General features: G+C 53.7%; 21 protein-coding genes. 17 read left to right on the top strand and 4 right to left on the bottom strand.

What is annotated here, in order from left to right:
* Positions 1-87 precede the first annotated feature (87 nt).
* The 14 genes from I2G61_RS03305 (at position 88) to I2G61_RS03370 (ending at position 19277) form a co-directional block, all read left to right on the top strand.
* On the top strand, positions 88-2994 hold the full coding sequence (locus tag I2G61_RS03305; RefSeq protein ID WP_195547906.1) for an EAL domain-containing protein: 2907 nt from the start codon (positions 88-90) through the stop codon (positions 2992-2994).
* 142 nt (positions 2995-3136) lie between these two features.
* Entirely contained in the window at positions 3137-3928 is a 792-nt protein-coding gene (locus I2G61_RS03310) for an HAD family hydrolase (protein WP_195547907.1), read from the top strand.
* 97 nt (positions 3929-4025) lie between these two features.
* The gene (locus I2G61_RS03315) at positions 4026-5645 is read left to right on the top strand and encodes a GGDEF and EAL domain-containing protein (RefSeq protein ID WP_195547908.1); all 1620 of its coding nucleotides are present in this window, start codon (positions 4026-4028) and stop codon (positions 5643-5645) included.
* Between the two features lie 131 nt (positions 5646-5776).
* Complete coding sequence (locus tag I2G61_RS03320; RefSeq protein ID WP_072685816.1) at positions 5777-6766, top strand: hypothetical protein; 990 nt, start codon at positions 5777-5779, stop codon at positions 6764-6766.
* An 886-nt stretch (positions 6767-7652) separates the two neighbouring features.
* Positions 7653-9107, top strand: a complete 1455-nt coding sequence (locus I2G61_RS03325) for a 4Fe-4S dicluster domain-containing protein (RefSeq protein ID WP_195547909.1) — start codon at positions 7653-7655, stop codon at positions 9105-9107.
* Positions 9108-9125: 18 nt separating this feature from the next.
* Positions 9126-9374 (top strand): (2Fe-2S) ferredoxin domain-containing protein, encoded by a 249-nt coding sequence (locus I2G61_RS03330; protein WP_072685820.1) that lies wholly within the window; start codon positions 9126-9128, stop codon positions 9372-9374.
* A complete protein-coding gene (locus I2G61_RS03335) occupies positions 9371-11059 on the top strand; it encodes a [Fe-Fe] hydrogenase large subunit C-terminal domain-containing protein (protein ID WP_195547910.1) in 1689 nt (562 codons plus the stop codon). Before I2G61_RS03330 ends, I2G61_RS03335 begins: the two co-directional genes overlap by 4 nt.
* Complete coding sequence (locus tag I2G61_RS03340; protein WP_229100659.1) at positions 11046-12239, top strand: SpoIIE family protein phosphatase; 1194 nt, start codon at positions 11046-11048, stop codon at positions 12237-12239. Before I2G61_RS03335 ends, I2G61_RS03340 begins: the two co-directional genes overlap by 14 nt.
* Before the next feature lie 18 nt (positions 12240-12257).
* The gene (locus I2G61_RS03345; RefSeq protein WP_195547912.1) at positions 12258-12794 is read left to right on the top strand and encodes an NUDIX hydrolase; all 537 of its coding nucleotides are present in this window, start codon (positions 12258-12260) and stop codon (positions 12792-12794) included.
* 548 nt (positions 12795-13342) lie between these two features.
* Positions 13343-14164, top strand: coding sequence for a papain-like cysteine protease family protein (locus I2G61_RS03350; RefSeq protein ID WP_195395945.1), 822 nt, complete (start codon positions 13343-13345; stop codon positions 14162-14164).
* Between the two features lie 554 nt (positions 14165-14718).
* Positions 14719-16311, top strand: coding sequence for an ABC transporter substrate-binding protein (locus I2G61_RS03355; RefSeq protein ID WP_195396014.1), 1593 nt, complete (start codon positions 14719-14721; stop codon positions 16309-16311).
* A gap of 97 nt (positions 16312-16408) precedes the next feature.
* Entirely contained in the window at positions 16409-16966 is a 558-nt protein-coding gene (locus tag I2G61_RS03360) for a TetR/AcrR family transcriptional regulator (RefSeq protein ID WP_229100660.1), read from the top strand.
* A 95-nt stretch (positions 16967-17061) separates the two neighbouring features.
* Positions 17062-18426, top strand: a complete 1365-nt coding sequence (locus tag I2G61_RS03365; protein WP_072685830.1) for a radical SAM protein — start codon at positions 17062-17064, stop codon at positions 18424-18426.
* Between the two features lie 272 nt (positions 18427-18698).
* Complete coding sequence (locus tag I2G61_RS03370) at positions 18699-19277, top strand: ECF transporter S component (protein ID WP_072685832.1); 579 nt, start codon at positions 18699-18701, stop codon at positions 19275-19277.
* Between the two features lie 135 nt (positions 19278-19412).
* Here the strand turns inward: I2G61_RS03370 and I2G61_RS03375 are convergent, their stop codons facing one another.
* Both I2G61_RS03375 and I2G61_RS03380 read right to left on the bottom strand, forming a co-directional pair.
* Positions 19413-20657 carry an MFS transporter gene (locus I2G61_RS03375; RefSeq protein ID WP_072685834.1) on the bottom strand — a complete coding sequence of 415 codons (1245 nt, stop codon included), beginning with the start codon at positions 20655-20657 and terminating at the stop codon, positions 19413-19415.
* Between the two features lie 244 nt (positions 20658-20901).
* Complete coding sequence (locus tag I2G61_RS03380) at positions 20902-22137, bottom strand: pyridoxal phosphate-dependent aminotransferase (protein ID WP_072686148.1); 1236 nt, start codon at positions 22135-22137, stop codon at positions 20902-20904.
* A 97-nt stretch (positions 22138-22234) separates the two neighbouring features.
* Between I2G61_RS03380 and I2G61_RS03385 the strand changes: the two genes are divergently transcribed.
* Entirely contained in the window at positions 22235-23365 is a 1131-nt protein-coding gene (locus I2G61_RS03385; RefSeq protein ID WP_159432838.1) for a pyridoxal phosphate-dependent aminotransferase, read from the top strand.
* Here the strand turns inward: I2G61_RS03385 and I2G61_RS03390 are convergent.
* Positions 23349-23930, bottom strand: a complete 582-nt coding sequence (locus I2G61_RS03390) for a manganese efflux pump (protein WP_072685836.1) — start codon at positions 23928-23930, stop codon at positions 23349-23351. The genes I2G61_RS03385 and I2G61_RS03390 overlap by 17 nt on opposite strands.
* A gap of 131 nt (positions 23931-24061) precedes the next feature.
* Between I2G61_RS03390 and I2G61_RS03395 the strand changes: the two genes are divergently transcribed.
* Positions 24062-24412 (top strand): hypothetical protein, encoded by a 351-nt coding sequence (locus tag I2G61_RS03395; RefSeq protein ID WP_072685838.1) that lies wholly within the window; start codon positions 24062-24064, stop codon positions 24410-24412.
* 58 nt (positions 24413-24470) lie between these two features.
* Here the strand turns inward: I2G61_RS03395 and I2G61_RS03400 are convergent, their stop codons facing one another.
* The gene (locus I2G61_RS03400; protein WP_195547913.1) at positions 24471-25112 is read right to left on the bottom strand and encodes a YggS family pyridoxal phosphate-dependent enzyme; all 642 of its coding nucleotides are present in this window, start codon (positions 25110-25112) and stop codon (positions 24471-24473) included.
* A 52-nt stretch (positions 25113-25164) separates the two neighbouring features.
* Between I2G61_RS03400 and I2G61_RS03405 the strand changes: the two genes are divergently transcribed.
* Positions 25165-26052, top strand: coding sequence for a PHP domain-containing protein (locus I2G61_RS03405; protein ID WP_072685842.1), 888 nt, complete (start codon positions 25165-25167; stop codon positions 26050-26052).
* Positions 26053-26251 lie beyond the last annotated feature (199 nt).

The raw sequence follows: 26251 nt of genomic DNA on the forward strand, positions 1-26251 counted from the left end.
AATACAGAAATATACAAGACCATGACCGCCGGGAAACGGGCAGCGGCCTGAACCGGACCGCTCCTCAGGAAGGAAAGAGAAAGCCGTATGAAAAAGCGCAGTCTGATTTTAATGCTTGGATTCTGCCTGGGATTGTGTTTCAGCGTCCCGCGATTGCCGCCGGCTTCCGTGAAAGCGGAAGCGCCTCTCATCCGCGTCGGCTACATTGACTACGCCGGCTTTATAGAAGAAACCGGAACGGGAAAATACACCGGCTACGGCGTCGAACTGCTCGAGCGGATCAGCCGGATTACGGGCTGGCGCTATGAATATGTTTATGGCGACTGGCAACAGATTCTCGATCAGTTAAATGAAGGCGCGATCGACCTGGTCATGACCGCGCAGTATACCGAAGAGCGCTCCGGGCGGTTTCTATTTTCACACCAGCCGATCGGCGAGGAGCTGGCGGTTGTGTACGCCCGCGAAGACGCGGCGGTGTATTATGACGATAGCGCGGCGATGAACGGCTTGCGCGTCGGGCTGCTTCAGGGCAGCTATCAAAATGAAAGCTGGCAGAGATATGCGCAGGAAAAGGGGCTGGATTGTCCGCAGACGGAATATAAGACGGAAAATCAGCTGATGGAAGCGCTGCTGTCAAACCAGGTCGACCTGATCATCAGCGGCGGGCTGGCGCTGCATAATGAAGCGAAAGCCGTGCTCAAGCTGGAACCGGCGCCGTTTTACATCATTACCAACCAGAACCGGCCAGATCTGATGGCGCAGATCGACGAAGCGCTAAAGGAAATTCAGCTGGCGGATCCTTATTTTGAAGCTCATCTGTACGACGAGTATTATGGCGACAGCCAGTATTCCGTGCAGCCGCTGTTCACCCGCGAGGAAGACGCCTATATCCGCAACGCGGGGGAAATTCCTGTCGGTCTGGATGGTTCGCAGATTCCCTTTGCCGGTATGGAAAACGGCAGGCTGAGTGGCATCTGGCCGCAGCTGCTGGCGCTGATCGAAAAGAAATCAGGGCTGCGGTTTGCGCTTACTCCGCAGCCGCCGCATGCCGATTACGTCGCGTTTCTCGAACAGAATCCCCGTCAGGCACTTTATTGCGGCATTACCCGGCGGAATCTGCGGCTGACGCACAACGCCGCTGTTCAGCTCAGCGATCCGCTGCTGCAGCTGGATCTTATGGTTGTGGTCAACGCAAAGGATTTCGGCGGGGAAAGTGCGGAAGGGTTCAGTCTGATCGTAACGGAAAATACCGCGGTCAACAGCGAATTCTTAAATCAGATGCCATCCGGTCAGATCCTCTACGCTGATTCGCTCTATGAGTGTCTGCTTGCGGTCGCCGATCATCACGCTAACGCGACGGTCTGCGATTCCTATACGCTGAATTATTACAGCTGGAAACCGGGGATCAGCGATCTGCAGGACAATTACCCGCTGGAATTCCCGGCGCTGCAGCCCTGTTTCGCCGCCAGCGTCGATCTCGATCCACTGCTGATGACAATCTTGAACAAGACGATCGCCTGTTTGTCGCAGAAAGAAATCAATCAGATCATTTATGATTCCACCCTCGGCCTGCACTATAAACCCTCATGGACGGACTGGCTGAAAGCCAACCGCTATCTTGTCGCCTCGCTGGCTCTGGCGTTGATTCTGGGCGTCACGCTGCTGCTTTACCGCAGCCGCAAGCAGACCGAGGAACAAATCCAGCGGCGGCGCACGGAAATGTTCAGACACAAGGCGGAAATGGACCGGATCAGCGGTTTGTACAACGAGGATACGTTCACGGAGAAAGCCCGGGCCCTGCTGATGCAGGATCCGCAGCCCTACTACCTGATCTACATCAACATCCGGCGCTTCAAGATCGTCAACGAACTGCTCGGGGTGGAACAGGCCGATCAGCTGTTAAGTCATATCGGCAGCCGGCTGCAGAATTATTGCCGGCGCTATCCCGGCTCGCTGGCGTGCCGGATTACGGCGGATCATTTCATGTTGATGACGTCCTGCGAAGCGTATCAGGCCAATGGCCGTGAGGAGATTCTCAGCGACTATCCCAGCGATCTGAATCTGTCTCTGGAATACGGCGTGTATCCGATCACCGATCGCTCGCTGCCGATGAAGCTGATGCAGGACCGCGCTGCCCTGGCGGCTAAAAACCGGATCGATCCGATGTTCAGCGAGGTTGGCTTCTACACGGATCAGCAGCGCCAGCGGATCATCCGCGAGCAGCAGGTTCTGGATGAAATCGAGGGGGCGATGGAGCGCGGGGAGATGATCATTTATATCCAGGCGAAATACGATATCATCGCCCGCCGCGTGATCGGCGGCGAAGCGCTGGCCCGCTGGCGGCATCCGACCCGCGGTTTGTTAGGGCCGGGGCAGTTTGTCAGCGTCCTGGAAGAAAACGGCCTGATCATGAAGCTGGACTATTATATCTGGGAAAAGACGTGCCAGTTTCTGCAGCGGCAGCGCCATCTCCATGCGCAGGTTCTGCCGATATCGGTCAACGTCTCGAAGTATAACTTCTACCGCACCAATCTGGTCGCTCTGTTTCTTGATCTGATCGCAAAATATGAATTGAAGCCCGCAGATTTGCAGCTGGAGATTACGGAGACTGCCTGCGCTGAGGATACCGAACAAATTTACGCGGTGATCCGGCAGCTTCAGCAGGCCGGCTTTACCGTGCTGATGGACGATTTCGGGGCCGGCTATTCCTCGCTGAACATGTTCAAGGATGCGCCGGTGGATATCATCAAGCTGGATATGGGCTTTATCAGCTCTGATGAAAACAATGCCCAGCGCAGCGGCGCGGTGATCGCGTCGATCGTCAATTTATCCCATTCCCTGAACATCCCGGTGATCGTCGAAGGTGTGGAAACACAGGCCCAGGTTGATTTCCTGAAATCCATTAACACGCGCTACATCCAGGGCTATTATTTCTCCCGGCCGGTGCCGGAGGAGGACTATGCCGCGCTGTGTTGTGCGAAGGATGAAGCTTGAAGCCGGCGGATTGGCACTGACAAAACATTTTCCCAAAGCAGGCGCAAACCTGCGGGAAAATGTTTTTTTCTGAGCTGTGAAAGGGAAAAACGCGCCCGGGATGAGTGAATTCTGGTACAATAAGGCCAGGAGTGATGATTCGATGATAAAACTGTTGGTCTTTGACGTCGACGGGACGTTGTATGATTTAAACCGCCATGAAATACCGCGCTCATGTCGGGAAGCGATCGCACAGGCAAAGCAGAACGGCCTGATTTTTGTGATTGCGACCGGACGGACGCATTACGGATTGGGCGCGGCGCTTAACGCCTTGAACCCCGATTACATTTTGGCGGTCAACGGCGCGGTGGTCGCCGACGGTCAGGGACGGATTCTGGCGCATCATGATTTATCGCGGGGACAGGTGGAGCGCGTCAACGCGTTCTGCCGTTCTCATCAGGCGGGGCTGGCCTGGAAGTTTCTTGACCATTGTTATATTTATCAACATCCGGAGAAGATCGACTGGCTGCAGCCGCAGAAAGAATCGGATATTGGACCGGAACCGTTTATCGACTGTCCCACGCAAGACCGGCATCTGAGCGCTTTGCCGCAAAGCGCGAGCGTGCATGCCGAGCCTGAGGCGGTGGATGAAGTCTTCCATGCCGATTCAGAGTTGGCGTTTCTGCGCTATTCCGCCGACGGCTACGACGTCGTGAGCCGCGGCATGAACAAGGCGGTCGGTTTGCGGGAGCTGATCGATCAGTTGAAAATTGCGCCTGAAGAAGTCGCGGCGTTTGGCGATAATTACAACGATGTTGAAATGTTGAAGCTGGCCGGCACGGCAGTGGCGATGGGCAACGCCGTGGATGAAGTCAAAGCGCTGGCCGACTATGTGACGACTTCGTCCGATCAGGACGGCATCGCCCGGGCGTTAGCGCATCTGGGCTGTATTTGACGCTGATTTAAGTCGGAAAACGATCCGTTTAGGTAATCAATTTGAAATTTGGCAGGAATTCCCTAAAATAGAAAAGGATACGAAAGGGGAAAGCGGAATGCCTACGATTTTGGACAACGCTCTGTTTACAGCTTTTTCCGAAGCTTCTGAACAGGTTTATATCTATGTCTGCGACGTCAAACGGGATTTGTCTCACTGGTCGAAAAATGCCGTGACCTTTTTCGGCCTGCCGGGCGAATATATGGAAAACGCCGCTGAGCTGTGGAAGGCGAAAATCCATCCGGAAGATCGCGGCCGATACCTGAAGGACATCGCAGACGTTTTTTCCGGCGTCAAGATGCACCACAGCTGTGAATACCGGGCGCTCAGCCAGAGCGGCGATTATGTGTGGCTGGAATGCCGCGGCACGATGATGAAAAACGAACAGGGCGAACCGTGGTTGTTCGCCGGAATGATGACGCGCCTGGACGCGCGCAATAAAATCGATCCGCTGACCGGTCTGCCGACGATGCGGGAGTTTGCCGAACTGGACTTTACAGATATCAAAGGCGTGGCGATGGTCGTCGGCTTCGACGGTTTCCGCGAAGTCATCAACAATTATGGATATCGCGGAGGCGATGAAATTCTTGCAGATTTCGCCGTAAAGCTGCGTCAGGTCTGCCCGATGGCGGCGACGCTGTACCGGTTTGAAGGCGATGAATTCGCCGTTTTGATTCCCGATGGCAGCCGCAATCAGGCGGGCAGCGTGTTTGAAGCGCTGAGGCAGGCGGCAAAAGAGCTGGGCAGCCGGCAGGTCAGTCTGGAAATCACCGGCGGCGCTGTCTGCGTGCCGCAGGATGGAACGACGCAGGAGGCGCTCATCAGCAAGCTGGAACATTCTCTGGCCCATGGCAAGGCACACCGGCGTTCTCAGCTGGTCTTTTTCAGCCTTGAGGTTTCGTCCGAATACCGCCGGATAAGTGGTTTGAAGCAAATGCTGGCGCGCTCTGTCAATCATGCGTGCGAGGGCTTTTCAATGGTTTATCAACCGTTAGTCGATCAGGATCACCGCGTGGTCTGCTGCGAAGCGCTGTTAAGGTGGAATGCCGATCCCGACGTCGGGGAAATGATCCGGCTGTTGGAAAACACCGGGGAAATTCTTCCGGTCGGCCGCTGGATCGTCCGTCAGGTGTTCGCCCAGGCGCGCTCCTGGCAGCGCAAAAGTCCGGATTTTATCACCGGGTTTAACGTTTCCTATTTGCAGTTTAAGGATCCAGGGTTTGCCGATTTTCTGATCGCGGAAGCCTGGCGGTTGGAAATCAACCCGCGTCAGATTGCGATTGAGCTGACGGAAAGCTGTCAGGTCGAGGACTTTGAAGGACTGGCGCAGGAATTTGCCCGCTTGCGGGCGTTCGGCTTCAATCTGTCGCTCGACGATTTCGGCATCGCGTATTCCACGCTGCTGCTGATCCGCAACCTGCCGGCCGATTCCGTGAAGATCGATCAATCGTTTATCCGGGATTTGAGCGAACAAAATCAGGTGGATCTGGCGATTATCGAAAGCGTCGTGTCGCTGTGCTGCAAGCTGGAAATCAGACTGGTGGCTGAAGGGGTGGAAAACGCCCGCATCCTGAAGCTGTTAAAAGCTTATCCGATCACGCTGTATCAGGGCTTTTATTTTGCCAGGCCGATGATGGCGAGGCAGCTGGAACCGCTTATCGGCACGATTCTGCCCTAGATCAAACCCAGACGGAATGTTTTCCGTCTTTTCTTTTGTACAAGATTATCCCGTTGTCTTTCATTTTCTGAATTTTTGAGGATTAAGGTGGCTGCGTGTGGGAAATACTGCAAGGGAAAGCAGGTGATTGGATGCGTGCAGCACAGATCCGCAGAGAAGAAATGGGACTGCATTCCCTTGGCGAAAAGAAAGATTATTTTGAAGGCTGGTATTTCCGGCTGTGCGACCCGCGTTGTTCGCTGGCGGTGATCGTCGGTTTCAGCCCGCAGCATTCAGCCGCGCCGTTTTTTATTCAGACGACGGATACGTTGACGAATCAATCACAATGGGCGGAATTTGGCTGGCAGGACGCGGTAGTGCGGCAGTCGCCGTTTCATCTGACGCTGGGAAGCAACGAATTTTCGCTGACGCGCGTGAAGCTCGATCTGCCAAAGCTGAAAGTCCGGCTTCGTTTAAGCGGCTTGACGCCGCTGCCGTTTTCCCGGTACGCCCCGACGATCATGGGACCGTTCGCGTATTTGAAAAATATGGAATGCGTGCATGGCGTGATCAGCCTGCATCACCGCATGGAAGGCGTTGTCATCGCCAACGGACGTTCGCTTCCCGTAACCGGCGTGGGTTATCTGGAAAAGGACCGCGGCACTTCGTTTCCCCAGCGCTATCTGTGGTTTCAGTCCAACCAGTGCGGCGTACCGGATTCGTGCTTCTTCCTGTCGCTGGCCAGTATTCCGTTAGGACCGCTGACATTTAATGGTTGTCTGCTTGTCGTCAAACTGCGCGATCAGCTGCATCGCTTTGCGACCTATACCGGCTGCCGCCTGGAATCGCTGCGCTGCCGTCAGTTTAAAGAGGGTTCCGGGTGGGCCAAACTGCGGTTTCATCAGGGCGGCTGGCAGATCCGGATCCGTCTGGAATGCGGTCCGGCCTGTTCGCTGGCTTCGCCGCACAACGGGCGGATGCAGGGCCGGATTCAGGAAAGTCTCAGCGGCCGGGCGCATGTGACGCTGCTGCATCATGGCGTGAAGGTTCATGAAAGCCTGTGGTCGCAGGGCGGCATGGAGCTGCAATGGGAAAAAGAGGAAGATCAGAACGCGGAATACAGTAAAAAAGGGTTGTCCTGAAACGGCAACCCTCAACATTTTTATTATAGCACGAAAAAAATTTGAATGAAAGGGCTTACTTTTTTGAAAACTCTGTTTATAATAAAGTCGAAGATAAGGAATGAGATCTTCAAACAGAGGAAGCTGATCCCTCAGACAGCCGATCAGAACGGTTGAGTCCGTTAAGGAGAGAACCTAGTTTCTCAATGAATCCATTAAGGCTGATAAAGTAAGAGGAGCGAAGCTTTCAGAATAAACGGAACGTTTATTCTAAGGAGGTTAAAGTAAATGGAACCTGGACAGAGAGGATACCGCCGCTAAACGCCGGCGTTGCGCGATGAATCGCAGATCCGTGTGATGCTTCTTACAACTTCCCATTTTGCTGAAAATTTACAAAACAGCCATCGAACAGATAAACAGCCATTTTGTGAGGATTAAGGGTAAACGCGAGGAAGAAATGAGAACGGTTTGGTTTCAGCAGTGGAATCGAATTGATGTCATAGAGAGAGTTGCGGAAATGTTGGAAAACAGCCGCTGCGGTTCATCGGTATAAATAGAATCAATAACATAGATGAAGAACCTGCAAAAAATGCGGGTTCTTTTTTCGTGCTTTGAATTCCTTGATAACGAGCATCGGGAAATAAGCCGGTTTTGTTTCTTAGGTCTCTGTTTCAGCAGAATGGCGGCAGCAGGAAGCCGGAACGAGAGTTTTGAGGAACAGCGCCGTTAAAAGGTTGTTTTTCAGCCTTGAATTTCCCAGGAAATAGTAAGTTTAACGATTGTTAAACAAGCTTACAATTATTTTGAAAGCACTTGCGGAATATGCGATAATAAAAGTAGGTTTTCAGAATTGAAAATCAGCGCTATCTATGGTAATGTGAATTTGTTAGCAATGGAGGAGAAAACAATGTCCATGTTCAATCACGAAGCACGTCAGTTCAAGTTCGACGTGCTCAAGGAAATTTCACAGCTGGCTTATGAAGGAAAATTGACGGACGACAGCGCGGCCGCGATCAGCCGCAAACTGATCCCGGGGCGCAAGGCGGAATTCCGCTGCTGCGTGTATAAGGAAAGAGAAATCCTGCGGCAGCGCACGCGCCTGGCGTGCGGGAAAATGGCGGATGAAGCTGCGGCATACAATCCGCGTCAGATCGTTCAGGTGATCGACGCGGCGTGCGACGGCTGCACGATCCGCAAGATTCAGATCACCGACAACTGCCGCAAGTGCATGGCGAAAGCCTGTCTGGCTTCGTGTAAGTTCGATGCCATCAGCATGGGGCTGCACCGCGCCCAGATCGATTATACAAAATGCAAGGAGTGCGGCGCCTGCGCCCGCAGCTGTCCATACAACGCGATCGTCGTCACCGAGCGGCCGTGTTCCCAGCACTGCCCGGTCGACGCAATCCGCTGGGATGAAAATGGGATCGCTCAGATCGACGAAACCAAATGCATCAACTGCGGCGCCTGTCAGGCCGCCTGCCCGTTTGGCGCGATTGAGGATATGTCATGGATCGTGCCGGTCGTCAGCCTGTTGAAAATGGGAACGCCGATGTTTGCGATCGTCGCTCCGGCGATTCAGGGGCAGTTTGACAACGCCACCCTGCCGCAGATCAAGAAAAGCATTGAACTGCTGGGGTTTGAAAAAGTCTACGAGGTCGCGCTGGGCGCGGACGCCGTCGCGTGGGAGGAACAGGCCGAGCTGGCGGAAAAGATGGAAGCCGGCGTGCCGATGACGACCTCCTGCTGTCCGGCTTTTGTCAACCTCGCAAAGATGCACTTCCCGCAGATTTACGAAAACAATATGTCGACCGTCGTTTCACCGATGATGGCGCTGGCCCGCAAGCTGAAAAAAGACCATCCGGATCACGGCGTGATCTTTATCGGCCCATGTCTGGCGAAAAAGCAGGAAGCGATGGAATCCTTCACCGCCGTTGATTACGTGCTGACCTTTGAGGAAATCGCGGCGATGATGATCGCCAAACACATTGATCCTTCGGAAGTAGAGGCGAAAGAGGAAGACTATCCGTCGATCTTCGGCCGCAACTTCGCTCAGGGCGGCGGTGTTGGCAAAGCGGTCGCGCAGGTCGCAAAGGAAAAAGCAATGGCCGCGCCGGTGAGCGTGTACGCCGACGGCTGCATGGAATGCAAGAAGCAGCTGACGTTAATGAAGTTCGGCAAGTTTACCGGCAACATTCTGGAAGGCATGGCCTGTCCGGGCGGCTGCATCGCCGGGCCGGCGGTCATCGAGCCGCCGATGGTGGCGAAAGGCCGGATGGCGAAAGAAAATAACGGCCAACAGAAAACGATTGAGGAATCGCTGGAAAGCTTTGATTTTACCGGCGTGCCGATGCATCGAAAATAAGCGAAAAGGAGAAGCGACATGGTCACTGTTGAAGTTTGTATTGGAAGCGCCTGTTACGTCAAGGGCAGCAATGAAGTCGTCACAATTCTGCAGGAGTTAATCAAAGAAAAAGGCTGGGAAGATCAGGTCAATGTGAAGGGGGCTTTCTGCATGCAGGTCTGCACACAGGGCCTGGGACTGCGCGTTAACGGCAAGCAGCTGCTGGGCGTCGGTCTGCATAATGTCAGAGAAGTGCTCGAGCGGGAAATTACGGCGGCCCTGGCATGAGCTACATCCAGCTGTCCGAGGCGAACTGCCGCAACTGTCTGCGCTGTGTGCGCGTCTGTCCCACCAAGGCGATGACGTATCAGAATCATCAGCCTACAATTCTTGAAGACGAGTGTATTCTGTGCGGCAAATGCTACGCGATCTGTCCGCACAGCGCAAAAAAGGTTCACAGCGACGTCGATCAGGTCCGTCAGTGGATCGCTCAGGGTCAGCCGCTGGCCTTAAGCATCGCACCGTCCTTTGCGTCGGTCTGGCCGGACTATCCGCGGCTGAAACGGCAGCTGAAAGCGATCGGGTTTCAGGTGATCGAGGAAACGGCGGTCGGCGCCCGGCTGGTTTCTCAGGCTTACATGAAGCTGATCGAGGAACATCAGATGAAAAACATTCTGTCGACGTGCTGTCCGGCCGTCGTCACCTATGTTGAGAAAAATTTTCCGGAACTTGTCGATCAGCTGGCGCCGGTTGTGTCGCCGATGATCGCGCATGGCTATGATTTGAAAGAGCGTTATCCGGGTGTGAAGACGGTGTTTTTGACGCCGTGCATCGCGAAGCAGAAGGAAGCTGCCGATCCGCGCTTTGCGGGGGCCATCGACGCGGTGTTAACGATGCCGGATCTTTCTGTCTGGCTGAAAGACGAACCTGTAAACGAGGATGAGGAACAATCGGAAGTCCGATGGGAAAGTCTGAAAGCCAGCACCGTACGAATGTATCCGACCCCCGGCGGGGTGATCCGCACCTTAAGCAGTTCGGACGAAGTGTACGAGCGGGTCAGTGCGGAAGGCATGGACCGCGTCCGGGATGCGCTGAAGTCGATCGCTCAGGGACACATGGAAGGCTATTTCTTCGAACTGTCGGCTTGCGAACAGTCCTGTCTGGGCGGTCCGCTGTTATGCCATGTCGATCACAGCGAATGGAGAGCGCGCAGCGCGATCCGGCGCAACATGGATCCGCAGGATCAGGTGCGCCTGGCCCAGCTGCCCGCCAATCTGCGCGCGAAGTGGCAGGCCGATCCAATCGAGCGGAACACGCATACCGAAGAAGAAATTAAGGACATGTTGTTTTTGATGGGCAAGACGACGCGGGAAAAGGAGCTGGACTGCGGCGCCTGCGGTTACGAAAGCTGCCGCGCCAAAGCGATCGCAGTGCTGGAGGGCAAAGCGGATCCGAAGCTCTGTCTGCCCTACGCACTCGAGCACGCCCAGTCGATTTCCAATCTGATCATCGAGAACACACCGAATGGAATTCTCGTGCTGGATGAGCATAACTGCGTGCGCGAGATCAATCCGGCGGCGCTGAATATGATGAATTTGCAGGAAATTGATCCGATCGGCATGCCGGTCGAGTCGATTCTGCCGGATCAGGGGCTGCATGAGCTGCTTCAGGATTTTGTCGGCGTCCAGTATTACCGCTGCGAATATCCGCAATATCATAAAATCTTAAACCACGCGATGATCTCGATTGAGGACCACCGCTATGTCATCCTGATTTTAATGGATTTGACGGTGGAGGAAACCAAGGAGAAAGTCATCCGCCAGATGCAGATGAAGACGGCGGAGGTTGCGCAGACCGTCATCGACGATCAGATGCGCGTCGTTCAGGAAATCGCCAGCCTGTTAGGTGAAACGACGGCGAAGTCCAAGGTTGCCTTAACGCGGCTGATGAAAGCGATGGATGAAGATGATTGAAGAAAAAATCCATGTGGAAACGTCGTTTTCTTCGCTGATCAAAAAGAATGAGGAACTGTGCGGCGATAAGGTGGCGATCCGCTATTGCGATCAGTTCTGCATTCTGGTTTTGGCCGACGGGTTGGGCAGCGGGGTGAAAGCGAACATCCTTTCCACACTGACCAGCACGATCATCTGCGAGATGATGGCAGAGGGTGCGACGCTGCAGGAAGCGGTCGATACGATCACTGCGACGCTGCCGCAATGTCAGGAGCGCGGCATCGCATACTCCACATTCACCATCGTTCAGATTTACTACGACGGGATGGCGCATCTGATCGAATTTGATAATCCGGCCGCCGTGATCATGCGCCGGGGAATGTGTATTGAATTGCCGCGGACAACGCGGGTGATCGGGCAGCGGCGAATCCGGGAAAGCAGCTTTCAGGTAGAGCCGAACGATTTCATCGTCGTGTTTTCCGACGGGATTATCCACGCCGGCGTCGGCACATTTTTGAACTTTGGCTGGGATCACGCCGATGTGGAAAAACATCTGACGGAATATTGCCGCTCGACTGATCCGGCACGCGAGGTGACGCGGATTTTACTGGCCTGCGTCAACGATCTGTATCAGGGCCAGCCAGGCGATGATTCAACCGTAGCCACGGCCAAGATCGTGCCGGCTACGGAGGCCCGCGTGATGGTCGGACCGCCGGAACATCCGGAGGATGACCGCAAGGTGGTCGGTCGTTTATTAAGCGCTACGGGGAAGAAAATCTGCTGCGGCGGGACGACGTCCAACATTGTTTCACGGATTACCGGCAAGGAAATCCAGATTGAAAACCTGTTATCCTTAACCTCCGACGTCCCGCCGATGGCCTATATCGAAGGGCTGGATTTAGTGACCGAAGGGGTGCTGACGCTGCAGAAAGCGAATGAATATCTGCACGAATGCGCTCAGTCGCCGCAGTTTTACGAGCAGTTTCTGCTGACGAAGCAGGAAGACGGCGCGATCTTGCTGACGAAAATGTTTTTGCAGGACTGCACGAAAATCGTGTTCATGGTCGGCCGTTCCGATAATCCCGCGCACCGCCAGTTAGCCTATTCGACGATCTCGCTGCGGGCAAAAATCCGGATGATTGAACGGATGGCTGAAAATCTCAAGAAGCTGGGCAAGATCGTTCAGATCGAGCTGTATTAAACAAAAGGATAATCGGGAATGAAATTGACGTGCAAAGAGCGAAGATGCGTATTGAAAAATCCATGGATTCAGATTTTTCAGGATGAAGCGGAATATCCTGACGGCCAAAAGCTGTCCTATACTGTGCTGCATTATCCGCAGCCTTCGGCTGGCATGGTGGTGGAAAACACACGCGGTCAGATCCTTCTGATTCGCAGCTGGCGTTATCCGATAGACAAAGAAGGTTGGGAAATCCCGGCCGGTTCTGTGGAGGCGGACGAAAACCCGGCATCTGCGGCAATCCGTGAGGTTGGGGAGGAAACCGGAATTCAAGTTCAAACAAAAGGACTCTTATGCCGATTTTATCCCAGCAATGGCATGTCGGATCAGCTTGTTTACGTTTACGCGGGAACCGCGGAATCGGAGGACATTGCGATCGATCCGGCCGAAGTTGAGGAAGCGGCCTGGTTTGATTCAAAAACAGTGCTGCGGATGCTGAAGAATGGGACGATCCATTGTGGAATTTCCCAGTTGGCTTTGCGGACGTGGTTTATGGAGAAGTTGATAGAGAAGTAGGAAAGCTGCCGGATCTTGCGGCAGTTTTCATTTGATCAGAAGGCAGCCGGAACCGATCGTTTCTCCTAAGGAAGAACACCGCTGCGCAATCATGCAGGCTTCAGCCAGAGAAATCGTTCAAAAGTTTAGTGTTGCTAAACTAATGATATCACTTTATTAAATTTATACTTGCGCTGACGAATTTTTTTGATATAATTTTTTCGTGATTGAAGTTAAGGAGGGATGGGAAAACAGACGATCACGCCCGTTGATTTTGAATGATGAGTACCACGTCATTGCCGGTTGAAAACGACCGGCCGCATGACCTGATGTTCCACGAAGAACAGGCCTCGGACAGCCGGGTCAAATGCCGAAATTGAAACAGGGTTACCCTTGTTGATGCCAAAGCGTAATGCTTTGAAAAAGTTCTGTGACACGCAATCACCAAGCGGCCAAAAGCCATCGTCTTGTCTTTCTATCCTGAAGCGCAGGGAGCGCACCGGAAGAAAATTGAAGAAACGAAAAGAACTGTTTTTGTTTTTCTATTTTGAAAGGGGAAGTATCATTTTATGAAAAAATTATTGACTGTGCTTTGCGCACTGCTTTTCATTGCGGGCTGTTCCGCCGCGCCTGCCGCGCCGACGCCTCTGGCTTCTGCGGACTCCGTCCCAACTCGCTCAGGCGGCAACTTTACGGATCAGATGAAACTGGCTTACCGCGATGATCTGGATCCGGAAGCCGGCGCGGATGCGGTTGAGCGGCAGGGCGATCATCCGGATTCACCTTATTTTTCCACGGTTGACTTTTACAATGCCGAAAGTACGGAAACGCTGACGATTCTGCCACATTTTCAGACGATGCAGCAGACTTCGGAGTGGTCCTGCGGGGTGGTTTCCGCGCTGTTGGTTTTCAACTATTATGATCAGCTGGGCGAACAGACCGAGCGCACACTGGCAGAACTGCGAAGCAACGGCCTGACCCCGGAAGCGACCGACATGGAATCCATGATCGCGATCTTTAATCAGGTTGGCGGCTTCGATCTGGAAAGCAGTCTGGATTATCCGGCTGATCAGCTGGAAGCGGCCTTTCCATTAGAACGGTTTGAAGCCCTGCTGAAGGAAGGCACGCCGGTGATGGTCGCCTGGAACGACTGGGGCGGACACTGGCAGGTGGTGATCGGCTATGACAACATGGGAACGGAAACGACGCAGGATGATGTTCTGATCGTCGCCGATCCTTACGACACGACAGATCACAATCAGGATGGCTATACCGTCTATGGGGCGGAACGTTTTTATTACAACTGGACGATGTATGATTTCTTCGAAGAACAGGGAATGGAGAATCAGCGGGATCTGATGTTTCTGATCGCCACGCCGTCCGCCGGCTAACTTATCCAGATCAAGATCAAAGCTTTTCATCTCCGCTGTGGAAACTGACTGCGATTTTCTGAAAGCTGAAATAGAGAAAACAAACATGGAGAATTAATTTTCAGAAAATACTGAAAAAAGAATTGACAAGTTTTTCGGTCTGCGGTAAACTAATCCCATCAGCACAAATGCATAGATCAGGAAATGAGAAACTGGAACGTCGGGTTTAAGAGAGCTGCCGGAAGGTGCGAGGCAGTACGGACACCGGGGACAACTGCCCTGTTAGCAGCGAACTGAAAGGCATGGCCGAGTAGGGGAAGCCGGGAATTCCCGTTATAGAAGAAGACATTCTCGCAAGTGCGACGATGTCCGCAGAGTGATCCTGTTTTAACAGACAGGATAATAGGAGTGGTACCACGGATTGATCATCCGTCTTCTAATTGGAAGGCGGATTTTTTGTGTTTGATTAAAGGGGGCTTGAGGGCGTGAAACTGGGGAGACAAACCGGAGTTTCCGGAGCACTGCTTTTCTGAACTGCAGGGTTAAGCGAAATTCAGAAAAGGAGAAAATTAATGATGAAAAACTGGGTAAAGAAAATTATCGTCGGCGTCTGCGCCGTCATGTTAACAGCCTGTGCTGTTCAGGGAGAGAACAGCGCCGCACCTGCCGCCACCGCGTCGGACGAACCGGTCAGCGGAGGAACCTACATCGTCCGCGGAGCGGGCGATCCGTACAGTTTCAATCCGGATTTGAAAGTCGACGACTGGGGCGTCGTCGCCTATCAGAATATCTTCAACCGGCTGGTCAAGCAGACGATTTCCAATGAAGTAGTCGGTGATCTTGCGGAAAGCTGGGAATTTTCAGAAGATGGCCTGACGCTGACGTTCCATCTTCACGAAGGTGTGAAGTGGCATGACGGCGAGCCGTTCAGCTCCGAGGACGTCAAGTGGACGTTTGATAAGATCCGTACCGAAGGATATCAGTCCAACAGCTTCAAGCAGCTGAGCGAAATTACCTGCCCGGATGCAAATACCGTCGTATTCCATCTTTCCGAGCCGAATTCCGGGATTGTCGCCACGATCGGCTGGCTGGGAACCTTCATCATGCCAAAGCATATCTACGATACGCCGGAGTACGATTGGTCGACCAATCCAGCCAACTTCCAGCCCGTCGGCACCGGTCCGTTCAAGTTTGTTTCGTATGAAAAGAGCGTTGCGATCCGCATGGAGCGCAATGAGGATTACTTCAAGGGCGCGCCGTATATCGACGAATTAATCGTTTCGATTATTCCGGATGAATCGACAGCGTTCCAGGCATGGCAGAATGGCGAAGTCGACGACATTCTCGGCAAAGCCCCGTCTTCGGAAATCGCCGCGCTGAAGCAGGATCCGAATTACAACGTTTACCAATATGTCGCCACCGGCCGCGTTTATCTCTCGTTCAATCTGAAAGAAGGTCCGTTTGCGGACGTGCGCGTTCGTCAGGCGGTTGACATGGCGTTAAATCGTCAGGAAATTCTCGATAAGGCGGCCAAGGGCATCGGCAGCGTCCCGGAAACGTACATGACGCCGGTCTTTGACTGGGCGATGAGCGACACCGCGCGGATTCCGGAGATGGATCGGGAAGCGGCAAGGAAGCTGATTGAGGAAGCCGGCTATACCCAGGACGAAAACGGCTATTATTTCACCTGCACGCTGGACACGTTTGAAAGCGGCAACTTCAAGGATACCGCGACGGTCATTCAGGCCCAGCTGAAAGAAATCGGCATCGAAGTGAAGCTGAATATTTCAGAAATCGCCAACTTCCAGACCAAGGTGCTGGATAATTACAACTTCGATATGGCGATGAACTCCGGTTCGCAGGGCCCGGACGCCAACGCGATTGAAAACCGGATCGGTTCCAACGGTTCGCTGAACATCTCCAAATATGCCAATCCGGAAATTGACGAATTGTTGAAAGCGGGCATCGCCGTGTCGGATAAAGCGGCCCGAGGGGAAGTGTATAAGCAGATTCAGGAAATCCTGAAGCGTGATCTGCCGATGGTCATCGTTACCGATGAAATCTACAGCTATCCGATCAAGGCGACAATTCATAACCATCCGTTATCCACTGAAAAGTCCACGACGCTGGGGACCAACGAGTTCTCTGAAGTCTGGATCGAGCAGTAAGCCGAAAACTATGAATCTAAACAAATCCCCGGTTGTGTCGTTCCGGGGATTTCTTTTGGTTTTCGCATCGTGCTATAATGCGGGCGAGGTGATGGGAATGATCAGAACCCGGCAATGGATCATGGATAACTTTATGGCGCTGGCGCAGGAAAAACCGCTGAACAAGATCACCGTAGCGCAGATCGTAGGACGCTGCGGATTAAATCGAAACACGTTCTATTATTATTTTGAGGATATCCCGTCTTTGGTGGAAGCAATCTTTGCCCAGCAGGCGGCGGCTTTGCTTCCCGAGCAGCGGGATACGCTTTCGCTCCTGGACAGTCTGGATCAGGCGCTGGCCTGGTGTCAGAAGTATCGGCAGGCGGCCCTGCATATTTATCATTCAGCCAGCCGCGAATTGTTTCAGCAGCATCTGACCGATCTGATCGGCAATACGCTGGACGCTTATGCCTGTCAGGCGGGACTGGATGGAAAATATGAACCGGAAGCTCTGAAGACTGTGCTGCATTTTTACCGCTGCCTGCTTTTGGGGGTAACGCTGGACTGGCTGGACCACGATATGCGCTATGATCTCAAGGAGGAAGCGCGAAGTCTGATCACGCTGGCGGAAAACGGCGCGCTGCTGCCATCTGAATATTCAGGCAAACAGCCTTGATTGTCTGATCGTTTTACACCTGGCGAAATCTGTCGCTGGGTTTCTTTTTCTGGCTTTCCTATAATGAAACCAGTGGAAAAAGGAGAAGCTAATTTATGAAAACGATCGAAAAAATGAAATCCGCTGCTTTGGAAACCGCTGTTAAAACAGCGTTGGCGTATCTGGAACGGGATCCGGAGGCCAATATTCCCAAGGTGATGAAGCTGGTGGATCAGGTTTGCCCTGAGGACTGGTACGCGTCTCAGCGCCGGGCGGTGCGCGAGGTGATCGAACAGAAGAATCATTGGTATGACCTGATGCTGAAGCTGTATGATCTGGACGCCGGCGTCCGGAAAACATTCTTCACCAATTTCATTATCAACGCCTCCCTCAGAGGCAGCGCCCGTCAGATTGAAGCCTCGGCTGAAAATCAATGCAATGTTCCGTGGGCGATTCTGCTGGATCCGACCTCGGCGTGCAATCTGCGCTGCACCGGCTGCTGGGCGGCGGAATACGGCCATCAGCTGAATCTCAGCGTGGCGGAAATTGACAACATCATCACTCAGGGCAAAGCTCTGGGGACCTTTATGTATATCTATACCGGCGGGGAACCGCTGATGCGCAAAGCGGATCTGCTTACGCTCTGCCGGAAGCATCCGGATTGCGAGTTTCTGGCGTTTACCAATGGAACACTGATCGACGAGGCGTTTTGCGAAGCGATGCTGGAAGTGAAGAACTTTGTACCGGCGATTTCACTGGAAGGCTTTGAAGAAGCCAACGACAGCCGCCGGGGCGCGGGGTGTTATGCGAAGGTCCGCGCGGCGATGGCGCTGCTGAAGCAATACAAGCTGCCCTTCGGCGTATCGACGTGTTATACCAGCGCGAATGTGCAGGATGTCAGCAGCGAGCGGTATTTCGATCAGATGATCCGGGACGGCGCGTTGTTCGCCTGGTTCTTCCACTACATGCCGGTCGGCAATGAAGCGGCGCCGGTGTTATTGCCTTCTGCGGACCAGCGGGCCTGGATGATTCAGCAGATCCGCGGCTTCCGCAAGACGAAGCCCATCTTCACGATCGACTTCCAGAACGACGCCGAATATGTCGGCGGCTGCATCGCCGGCGGCCGGCGTTATCTGCACATCAATGCCAACGGCGATGTCGATCCGTGTGTGTTCATCCATTATTCCAATGTGAATATCCGCGAGCATACGTTGCTAAAAGCTCTGCAAAGCCCTTTGTTTATGGCTTATTATCACAACCAGCCGTTTAATGAAAACATGCTGCGGCCATGTCCGATGCTGGAAAATCCGGAAATCCTGCCTCGGCTGGTCAAGCAAAGCGGCGCTGTTTCGACAGATTTGCAATCGCCGGAAAGCGCGGAACATCTGTGCGCGAAATGTCAGAACTACGCGCAGGTGTGGGCGGTTCGTTCCCAACAGATCGCAAACGAACTGCATCCGCAGGGAAACTCTGACAAGTAAGCGGTTTGCTGAGAAAACCCGGCCGGTCATGAGAATCGGCGCGGGTTTTTCTCTTTTTTCCCTGTGGCTTGGCCGAACTGTCCCGCGTTAATCTGGCCGGGGGCTCACGCTTGGAAAATCAGTCGTATAACCCCTCAATAAATAATAAAAAAGTTTTCCACCGCCGTTCTTTTTGTATTACAATAAGGAAGACCGCGGCGCCGGTTTCCTCGGGAATCCTGTAGGAAGCGGATTTTCTACGCGGTATTCTGAAACAAAAAGGGGGATTTGAAATGAAAAAAAGGACGCGGACGATGGCGTTTATCGCTATCTTTGCGGCGATCAATTACATTGTTTTCAGCTATTTGAAGATCGACATCCCATTGGCGGCCGGATCTTCAGTCGCGATCCACGTCGCAAATGCGATCGTGGTGGTGTCGGCCTTTTTGTTAGGACCAGCCGAGGGGGGCGTTGCCGGAGCGATCGGCTTGTCGATTGCCGACTTGCTGGATCCGCGCTATGTCGCATCCGCACCGAAGACATTTTTCCTGAAATTCTGCATCGGCTATCTCTCCGGAAAAGTCGGACAGAAGCTGGGACTGGCGCAGGCCGCAGATTCCAGACAGGCGGCTCAAATCGCAGCGATCAGCGCGGCGGCAGGCCTGGGCTTCAACGTGGTCTTTGATCCGATCATCGGTTATTTGTTCAAACGGTTTATTCTGGGGATCAATGCCGAAGCCGCGGCGATCATCCTGACCTGGACCGGCGGTGTTACCGCCTTCAACGCCGTGATCTGCGTCTTTGTTTCCGTATTCTTGTATATGGCGTTAAGAAAACCGTTCGCCAGTATTTACGGGCGGAAGGAGAGTTAAGGCAAAACGCGTCTGGGCGGAAAAGGAAACAAGTTCTCTCAAACAAAAAAGAAAAACCACCGCAGGAACAAGCTTCTGTCATGCGGGCAGAGAGCAGGATTCCATTCGGTGGTTTTTTTGTGGACCCGCGGGATTTCAGACTTCCGGATTCAATTCCGCCTGGATGAAGCGTTCCTTGATTTCCGGATAGACAAACAACAGAATAAACGGCAGAATCGAGATCAGGCTGGAAACGGTGCCCAGTACGCTCAGATCGACGAATTCCGCGATGAACCCGAAAGCCAGCGAGGATAACGCCTGACCACCGCTGGAGGCCATCATGATAAAGCCGGAAATCATCGCCCGCTTTTCCCGCGGGATGACCAACATGAACGCGGCATTGAGAATTGCGTTGGCCACAGCGCTGACAAAATAGGTGATCAGAAAGGTGAACGCCAGCGAGTTGAACGTCTGCATCGAATAACAGACGGCAAACAACAGGGAACTTAACGGAAAACCGAACAACATCAGTCGGATCCGCAGCTCCGGTTTGATATTCAGCGTGCCCATGAAAATCGTGCCGATCAGCGCGGAAATCGACTGCAGCGACATCAGATAGCCATACTGTACGACGTCCAGCCCCCGGCCCAGACAAAACGGCAGGAACACGGCGCCCATGCCCGAGCCGAAGAAATTGGCGGACACCGCGATGATGACGATCAGGCGGAAGCAGCGGTCGTTGAACACATACTGGGCGCCCTCTTTCAAATCGGCAAACAATGTTTTCAGGTTGATCGGCATGCCTGTCTTGGGCGCCCGCGGCACGTCGATGAAGCATTCGGTGAACGCGGAGATCAACAGGGAGACCCCGTTGAGCAGGATGACGAAGGGAACGCCGAGAAACGCGATGATCGCTCCGCTCAAGCCTTTGCCGGCCATCGCGACGAGCGAGCGCATGCCGCCGGAGAGCGACTGCGCCCGGACCAGATCCTTCGGCATCACCAGATCGGTCATGACGGTCATTGAAGCCGGTGTGAAAAACGCGTTGCACAGGGCGGCGATGAAAGCTGTAGCCAGCACCATCCAGACTTCCAAGTGCTGGCTCATCGCGATCAGGCCCAGTCCGATCATCGTTAAGCCGCGGATCAGGTCCGTGCCGACGATCATCCATTTGCGGTGGCTGCGGTCGATGATCGCACCGCAGAAGGGTCCCAGGATCATTGCAACAAACATGGAGATGCTTGTCAGCAGACCCATTAATGCGGTGGATCCGGTTTTCTCATAGACCCAATAGCCGATGCAGATGCTGTAAAGCACATCGCCGAACGTGGAGAACAGCGTACCCTGCCACAGCAGGATAAAATTTTTATTCCAGAGCTTCAGTGTTTTCGTTTCATTCATGACGTCCACCTCTTGTTAGTTCCATAATATGACAAAGCGATTAAACTGTCAATTAAAATTATGAATTATAAAATAAAAATAATTAATTTATTCTTTTAAATTTTTATTTTTAAAATAAAAATGATGAAAGAAAAGTTGCTTATTCGAATAAAGGGGTCAAGCGGGGGCCGGTTTGAGCGAAGGGTAAAGCAAACCCTGCCAATGTCTCGGCAGGGTTTGTTTGAATCCAAAGAAAATGTGAACTTTATTGCAGCGAATCCAGAATCGCTTTCATCCGCCCGGCCAGTCCCTGCACTTTCGACAGACTCAGCGAACAGAGTGCGACGCGGATTCCTTTGTTGACCTTGACGGTGTAGATATGATTGTCGATCAGCTTCTGGTGATATTGATCACGCAGCGCGTTATCCTTCATCTGCAGCGTTACAAAGAAACCTTCTTTATAAGGATAACAAAGCAGACCGCAGGCGGCGGCTTCTTCGATGAAGCACTGGCTGCGCTGTTTCAGCAGATCGACATAGCGCTGTTTTTCTGCCTCGAAGCCAGCGCGGTTTTCCGTCGTGATCCAGGTGAAGTTTTCCATCGCGGCGTTGGGGATGTTGCTCCATGTGGCGCGTGCGGTCTTTTCGAAAACGATCTCGGCTTCGCGCACGCGCCGGGCGTTTTGTCCCAGAATTAATGCCGCCCCGCAGCGCAGGCCGTAAGAGGTCAGCGTTTTGGAACAGCTGAACGCGATCACGGCCAGCACGTTTTCATTTATTTCATTAAGGCAGCTCAGATAATCGCGGCTGTGCAGGCCCTGATAGCTGTAATCAATATAAGCGATATCGTTGAGAATCACGCACGGTCCCTGTTTGCTCAGCTCGTTGAGGAAGTGGACGATTTGCCGCCATTCCGTCAGACTCATGGAATAGCCGGTCGGGTTGTGGCATGGATCATTGATCACGGCCAGCAGCCGTCCCTGCTCGCTCATCACCTGGCGGCAGACGCTTTCAAACGAAGCGAAGTTGAAGTGATCGCCGTCAAACATCGCGTAGGAAGCGGTCTTCAGCCGGGCCTGGGCGGCCATCAAGTTGTACGATCCCCAGCAGATTTCCGGCAGGACGACGGTTTGTCCCGCTTCCAGAACATTGATCATCGTCATGTTGACGGCGCCGGTGCCGCCCGGGGTAGCGATGACGGAGGCGTTTAATTTGATCGGCTGATCCTGCAGCACCCAGTTTCTGACCTGAGTCCGGTAGCCAGGATTGCCGGTGAAGCTGGCGGCGTAAGCCGCTTTGACTTCCTTGGCGATCGCGTTGTAGTGATCGAAGACATTCTGGTAGGCGACAAGTCTGCCCTGTTCATCGTAAAGGGAGCCGATCGTCGCGTCGACGACGGCCTCTGCGCCATGTTCGGCGATATCCTGCTTCGCCATTGAGACGACGGCGAAGACGGTATCTTCAATCGGCTGCAGATCGGCGGATTGTTTCATAAAAGACATCGGGATCATCTTCTTTCCTTGATTAATGTCTTGATTATAACTGAATTGCACAGAATTGAAAAGAACCTTTCATACAATGAAAAGAAAGGAGGCAATTATGCGAATTCATGAAGAAGTACGAAAAATGCCGGTCAGTCCGATCCGGACCTGGACTGCGCGGCTGCATGAGTCCGGTGCGCGGGCGCAGCTGACGCTGGGCGAGCCGGCGCAGAACACGGATTTGAGGATCGCGGAAGCCGCGTCGGAAGCGCTGCGGCAGGGCCTGACGCACTATCCCCCAGCCGCCGGACTGGCCCCGCTGCTACAACAACTGGCAGAGCGCGAACGAGCTTTGCGCGGCTGGACGTTTCATCCGGAACAGATTCTGATCACCAATGGGGCACAGGAGGCGCTGGCAGTCTGCTGCCTGGCGTTATTGAATCCCGGCGACGAGGTGCTGGTGATGGATCCCGGCTATCCCGGCACGCTCAGCGCGATCGCACTGGCGTCTGCCGTACCGGTGTTCTGTTTGACCGACGATCAATTTCAGCCGGAGTTTGCGGCGATGGAACGTGCGGTCAGCGCGCGGACCCGGGCGATTATCGCCGCCAGTCCGAATAATCCGACCGGTCAGATTTTATCTGCCGACGCGTTAGAGCATCTGGCGGCCCTGGCGGAAAAGTTTGATCTGGCGCTGATCCTGGACGCGGCTTACGAACAGTTAAGCTGGAAACCGCTGAATTTCAAGGTGTTGCGGTCTGCCCGTCACCGCGTGATCTTCGTCGGCAGCTTTTCCAAGACGTATGCGATGACCGGCTGGCGGCTGGGCTGGATCAGCGCTCCCCGGCGCTGGAATCCGGCGCTGCTGAAAACACATCAGGCGCTGGTCTCGGGCGTGGCTGGATTTGTGCAGAAGGCCGGCTGCACCGCGCTGACGCTGTCGGCAGCACCCTGGCGGCAGACTGTTGAAAAACAATGCGAACACGCCTGGCGGCGGCTGAATGAAATCGGTTTATCCTGTCTTTGTCCGGAAGGCAGCTTTTACTGCTTTCCGTCGATCGTCTCAACCGGTTTGACCAGCGAACAATTTGCGCTTGCGTTGGCGGAACAGGCCGGCGTCGCCGTCTTGCCGGGAACGCTGTTCGGCAGGCGCGGAGCAGGTCATGTGCGGATATCGGTCGGCGGCGAGTGGGAAACGCTGAACTGGGCGCTGGATCAGATCGAAAAGTTCGTCAAAGCAGCCGGCTGAAGGCCAAAAGCAGAAACAGCAGCGAAGGCAGGTATTCACTGCCTTTTTCAATTCGGCGGACAAACGGCAGCACCGGGCAGAGATTGCCGGCCATGACCAACAGGAAATTCACAAGCGCAAAACACAGCGCTGTCGAGCCCACCGGCGCTCCATCCAGAGCGAAGCTGAATCCCAGCACGGCGTTGTCCAGACTTAACGCCAACCCCAATAACAACGCTTCGCGGCTGCTCAGACGCTGGTTGTGATCCAGATCGGAGCTGGCCGGGTCGTTGATCATCGTGATCAGCGTGGGTGAACCGGATCTGCGTTTTTTTAACGCCTCTGCAAACGACAGGTAAGCCAGACAGAAAAACAACACAAAGCCTAATCCCCGGGCGGCGCCCGGGGGAATGGCGGCCGTCATTCGCCGCGCGGACAACATCACCGCACTGACGATCACCAGCGGGCAAAGCGAGATGAAAAGCAGCTGCGGCAGACAGATGCGGATTTTTTTCAGCCGGAAGGTGAATCCGCTGAAAAAACCGTCCAGACTGACCAACAGGCTTAAAAAGATCAGATGGGCCATAACACTCCTCCTCTATCGTCAGGGTATGAGCGGCCCGGCCGCGCTGTCCAGGCGAAGAACCCGGGAAGTTTTCTTTGTCAGATTCCGTCGAAGTCATGTATAATAGAGGACGTTAAGTTAGGAGTGAGTTTATGAGCTTTGCCAGAAGATATGGCATTCCCTTTCTGATCATGATCGTCAGCGGCCTGATCGTGCGGCTGTTCAATATGTATCTGCCGGTTTCGATCCGTTCGACGCTGGTGACGATCGCGATCGCAATCAGTTTGTTCGCATTCGGCCTGAGTTTGCATATCCATAAAAAAAGACGAGATGAGTCATGGTTTAAAAAACTCGTCATCTCGTTCTTTCTGATGTTTTTCGTGTTATGGGATCTGGGCTATATCGTCTTCCCGCAGCTGAAATCCATTTTCAACTTTCTGGGGATCCAGGGGTTTGTTATCTATATGGTTTATGTGTACTGCGGCTGGGCGTTTTTTGATTGATCCGCTGCCGTTGTTCCCACTAAAAACGAAAAGCGCAGCCCCGGGGATGTACGAAGGCTTAATCTTCGAACAGAATCGTCCCCAGGCGCAGCTGCGTGGAGCCTTCGCGCAGGGCGATCGGGTAATCGTGACTCATCCCCATCGAACAGATCGTAAACTGCGGGCCGCCGTAGTTCTTTTTCAGCCGATCAAATAAGGCGCGGGCCTGACGGAAGACGGCGGCAATGGCGGCTTCATCCTCCACATGCGGCCCCATCACCATGATCCCTTCGGGAATCAGATGTTCAAACTGGCTGAGTGCTTCAAAGAAAGCGTCGGCCTGGGCGGCTGCCAATCCGGTTTTGGTCGTCTCCTGGGCCAGATTGAATTCACTCAGCACGCCGATTGTCCGGCTGAGGCGGGCGGCTTCCTTGTCCAGCACGGCCGCCAGCTCCAGCGAATCCAGCGAACAGACACGGTGCAGATAAGGCAAAACGGCGCGGACCTTGTTGCGCTGCAGGTGGCCGATAAAATTCCAGCGGATATCGGATGGCAGCTGCGGCGCCTTCTGCAGCAGCTCCTGTGCCCGGTTTTCCCCGAAATCGCGCGCGCCGCAATCGTAATAAGCCTGGATCTGGGCGATGGAGCGATGCTTGGAGACGATTAAAAGCTCGCATTGGTCTTGACATTGATGAAGAATGGTTTCATAAAGCTGCAGCATACTATCCCTCTTTTCTTGGGATATTATACCACTTTCAAAGGAGGAATGAACGATGAAAGCAGATCTGCACATCCACTGTTCAGCCAGTTTTGACGCCACGGAATCCGTGGAAACGATCCTGCGCCTGGCGCGGGAAAAGCATCTGGACCTGATCGCGATCAGCGACCATAATGAGATCGACGGCGCGCTGAAGCTGGAGGCCAAGGCGCAGGAAACGGGGATCGAAACGCTGCGGGGCATTGAAATCGACTGCTTCTTCGGCCGCAATATCGTACATTTGTTAGGTTACGGCTGCGATCTGCGTGATCCCGGCTTCACGCGCTTAAAGAATCATTACATCGAAGAGCTGCGGCGCACCGGACGTCAGCGGCTGGCATTGATCGAGGAGCATTACGGCTTGAAGCTAAACGAAGCGGCGATCATCGCACGGGCGCACGGCCGGCCGTATACCAACGTTGAAATTACGCAGGAGCTGCTTGAAACTCAGGCTCATCCTGATCTGAAGCCATATCAGACAGGCGCACGCAGCGCCAATCCGATCGCCAACTTCTATTGGGATCAGCTGGCGGTGGGGTGTTGGGGCTATGCCGAAATGCGGCTGCCGGACTGGCGGCAGGTTGTGGATTATGTGCATCGCTGCGGCGGAGCGCTGATCGTCGCTCATCCGATGCAGAATCTGAAGCTGGACGCCGCGGCGGCGGAAGAACTGCGCGAAGGCGGAGCGGACGGCTTTGAAGTTTACAGTTCTTACCATGATGAGAAAGGCCGGCGGTTTTATCATGAATTCTGCCGGAAATGGGGACTGGCCGAAACTTTCGGCAGTGATTTTCATGGGGCGACCAAACCGAATATTGATTTGGGAAAGACGGGCTTTGACGGCGACTGCGCGGCGATGATCGCGCTGCTGAAAGCCCGGATCGCGTACTGGCAGGCGCGCTGAACAAGGCGCGCCCGGCTTATTTCAGGGGCTGAAAAAGGAGATATCCGGCGGCAAATTTGAACAAGTTCCGTTTACAAGCGCTTTCTGAAAACGAATGTAAAAAATAAGAAAAACGGCGCAAAATGGTAAAAAAAACGGGAAAATTCTTTTCAGGTTATTCCATTTGACGGATTTTCGTGTATAATAGAAAGCAATGAAA

Origin of the sequence: Holdemania sp. 1001095H_141210_F2, from assembly GCF_015558105.1 — a bacterium.
Classification (GTDB): Bacteria; Bacillota_I; Bacilli_A; order Erysipelotrichales; family Erysipelotrichaceae; genus Holdemania.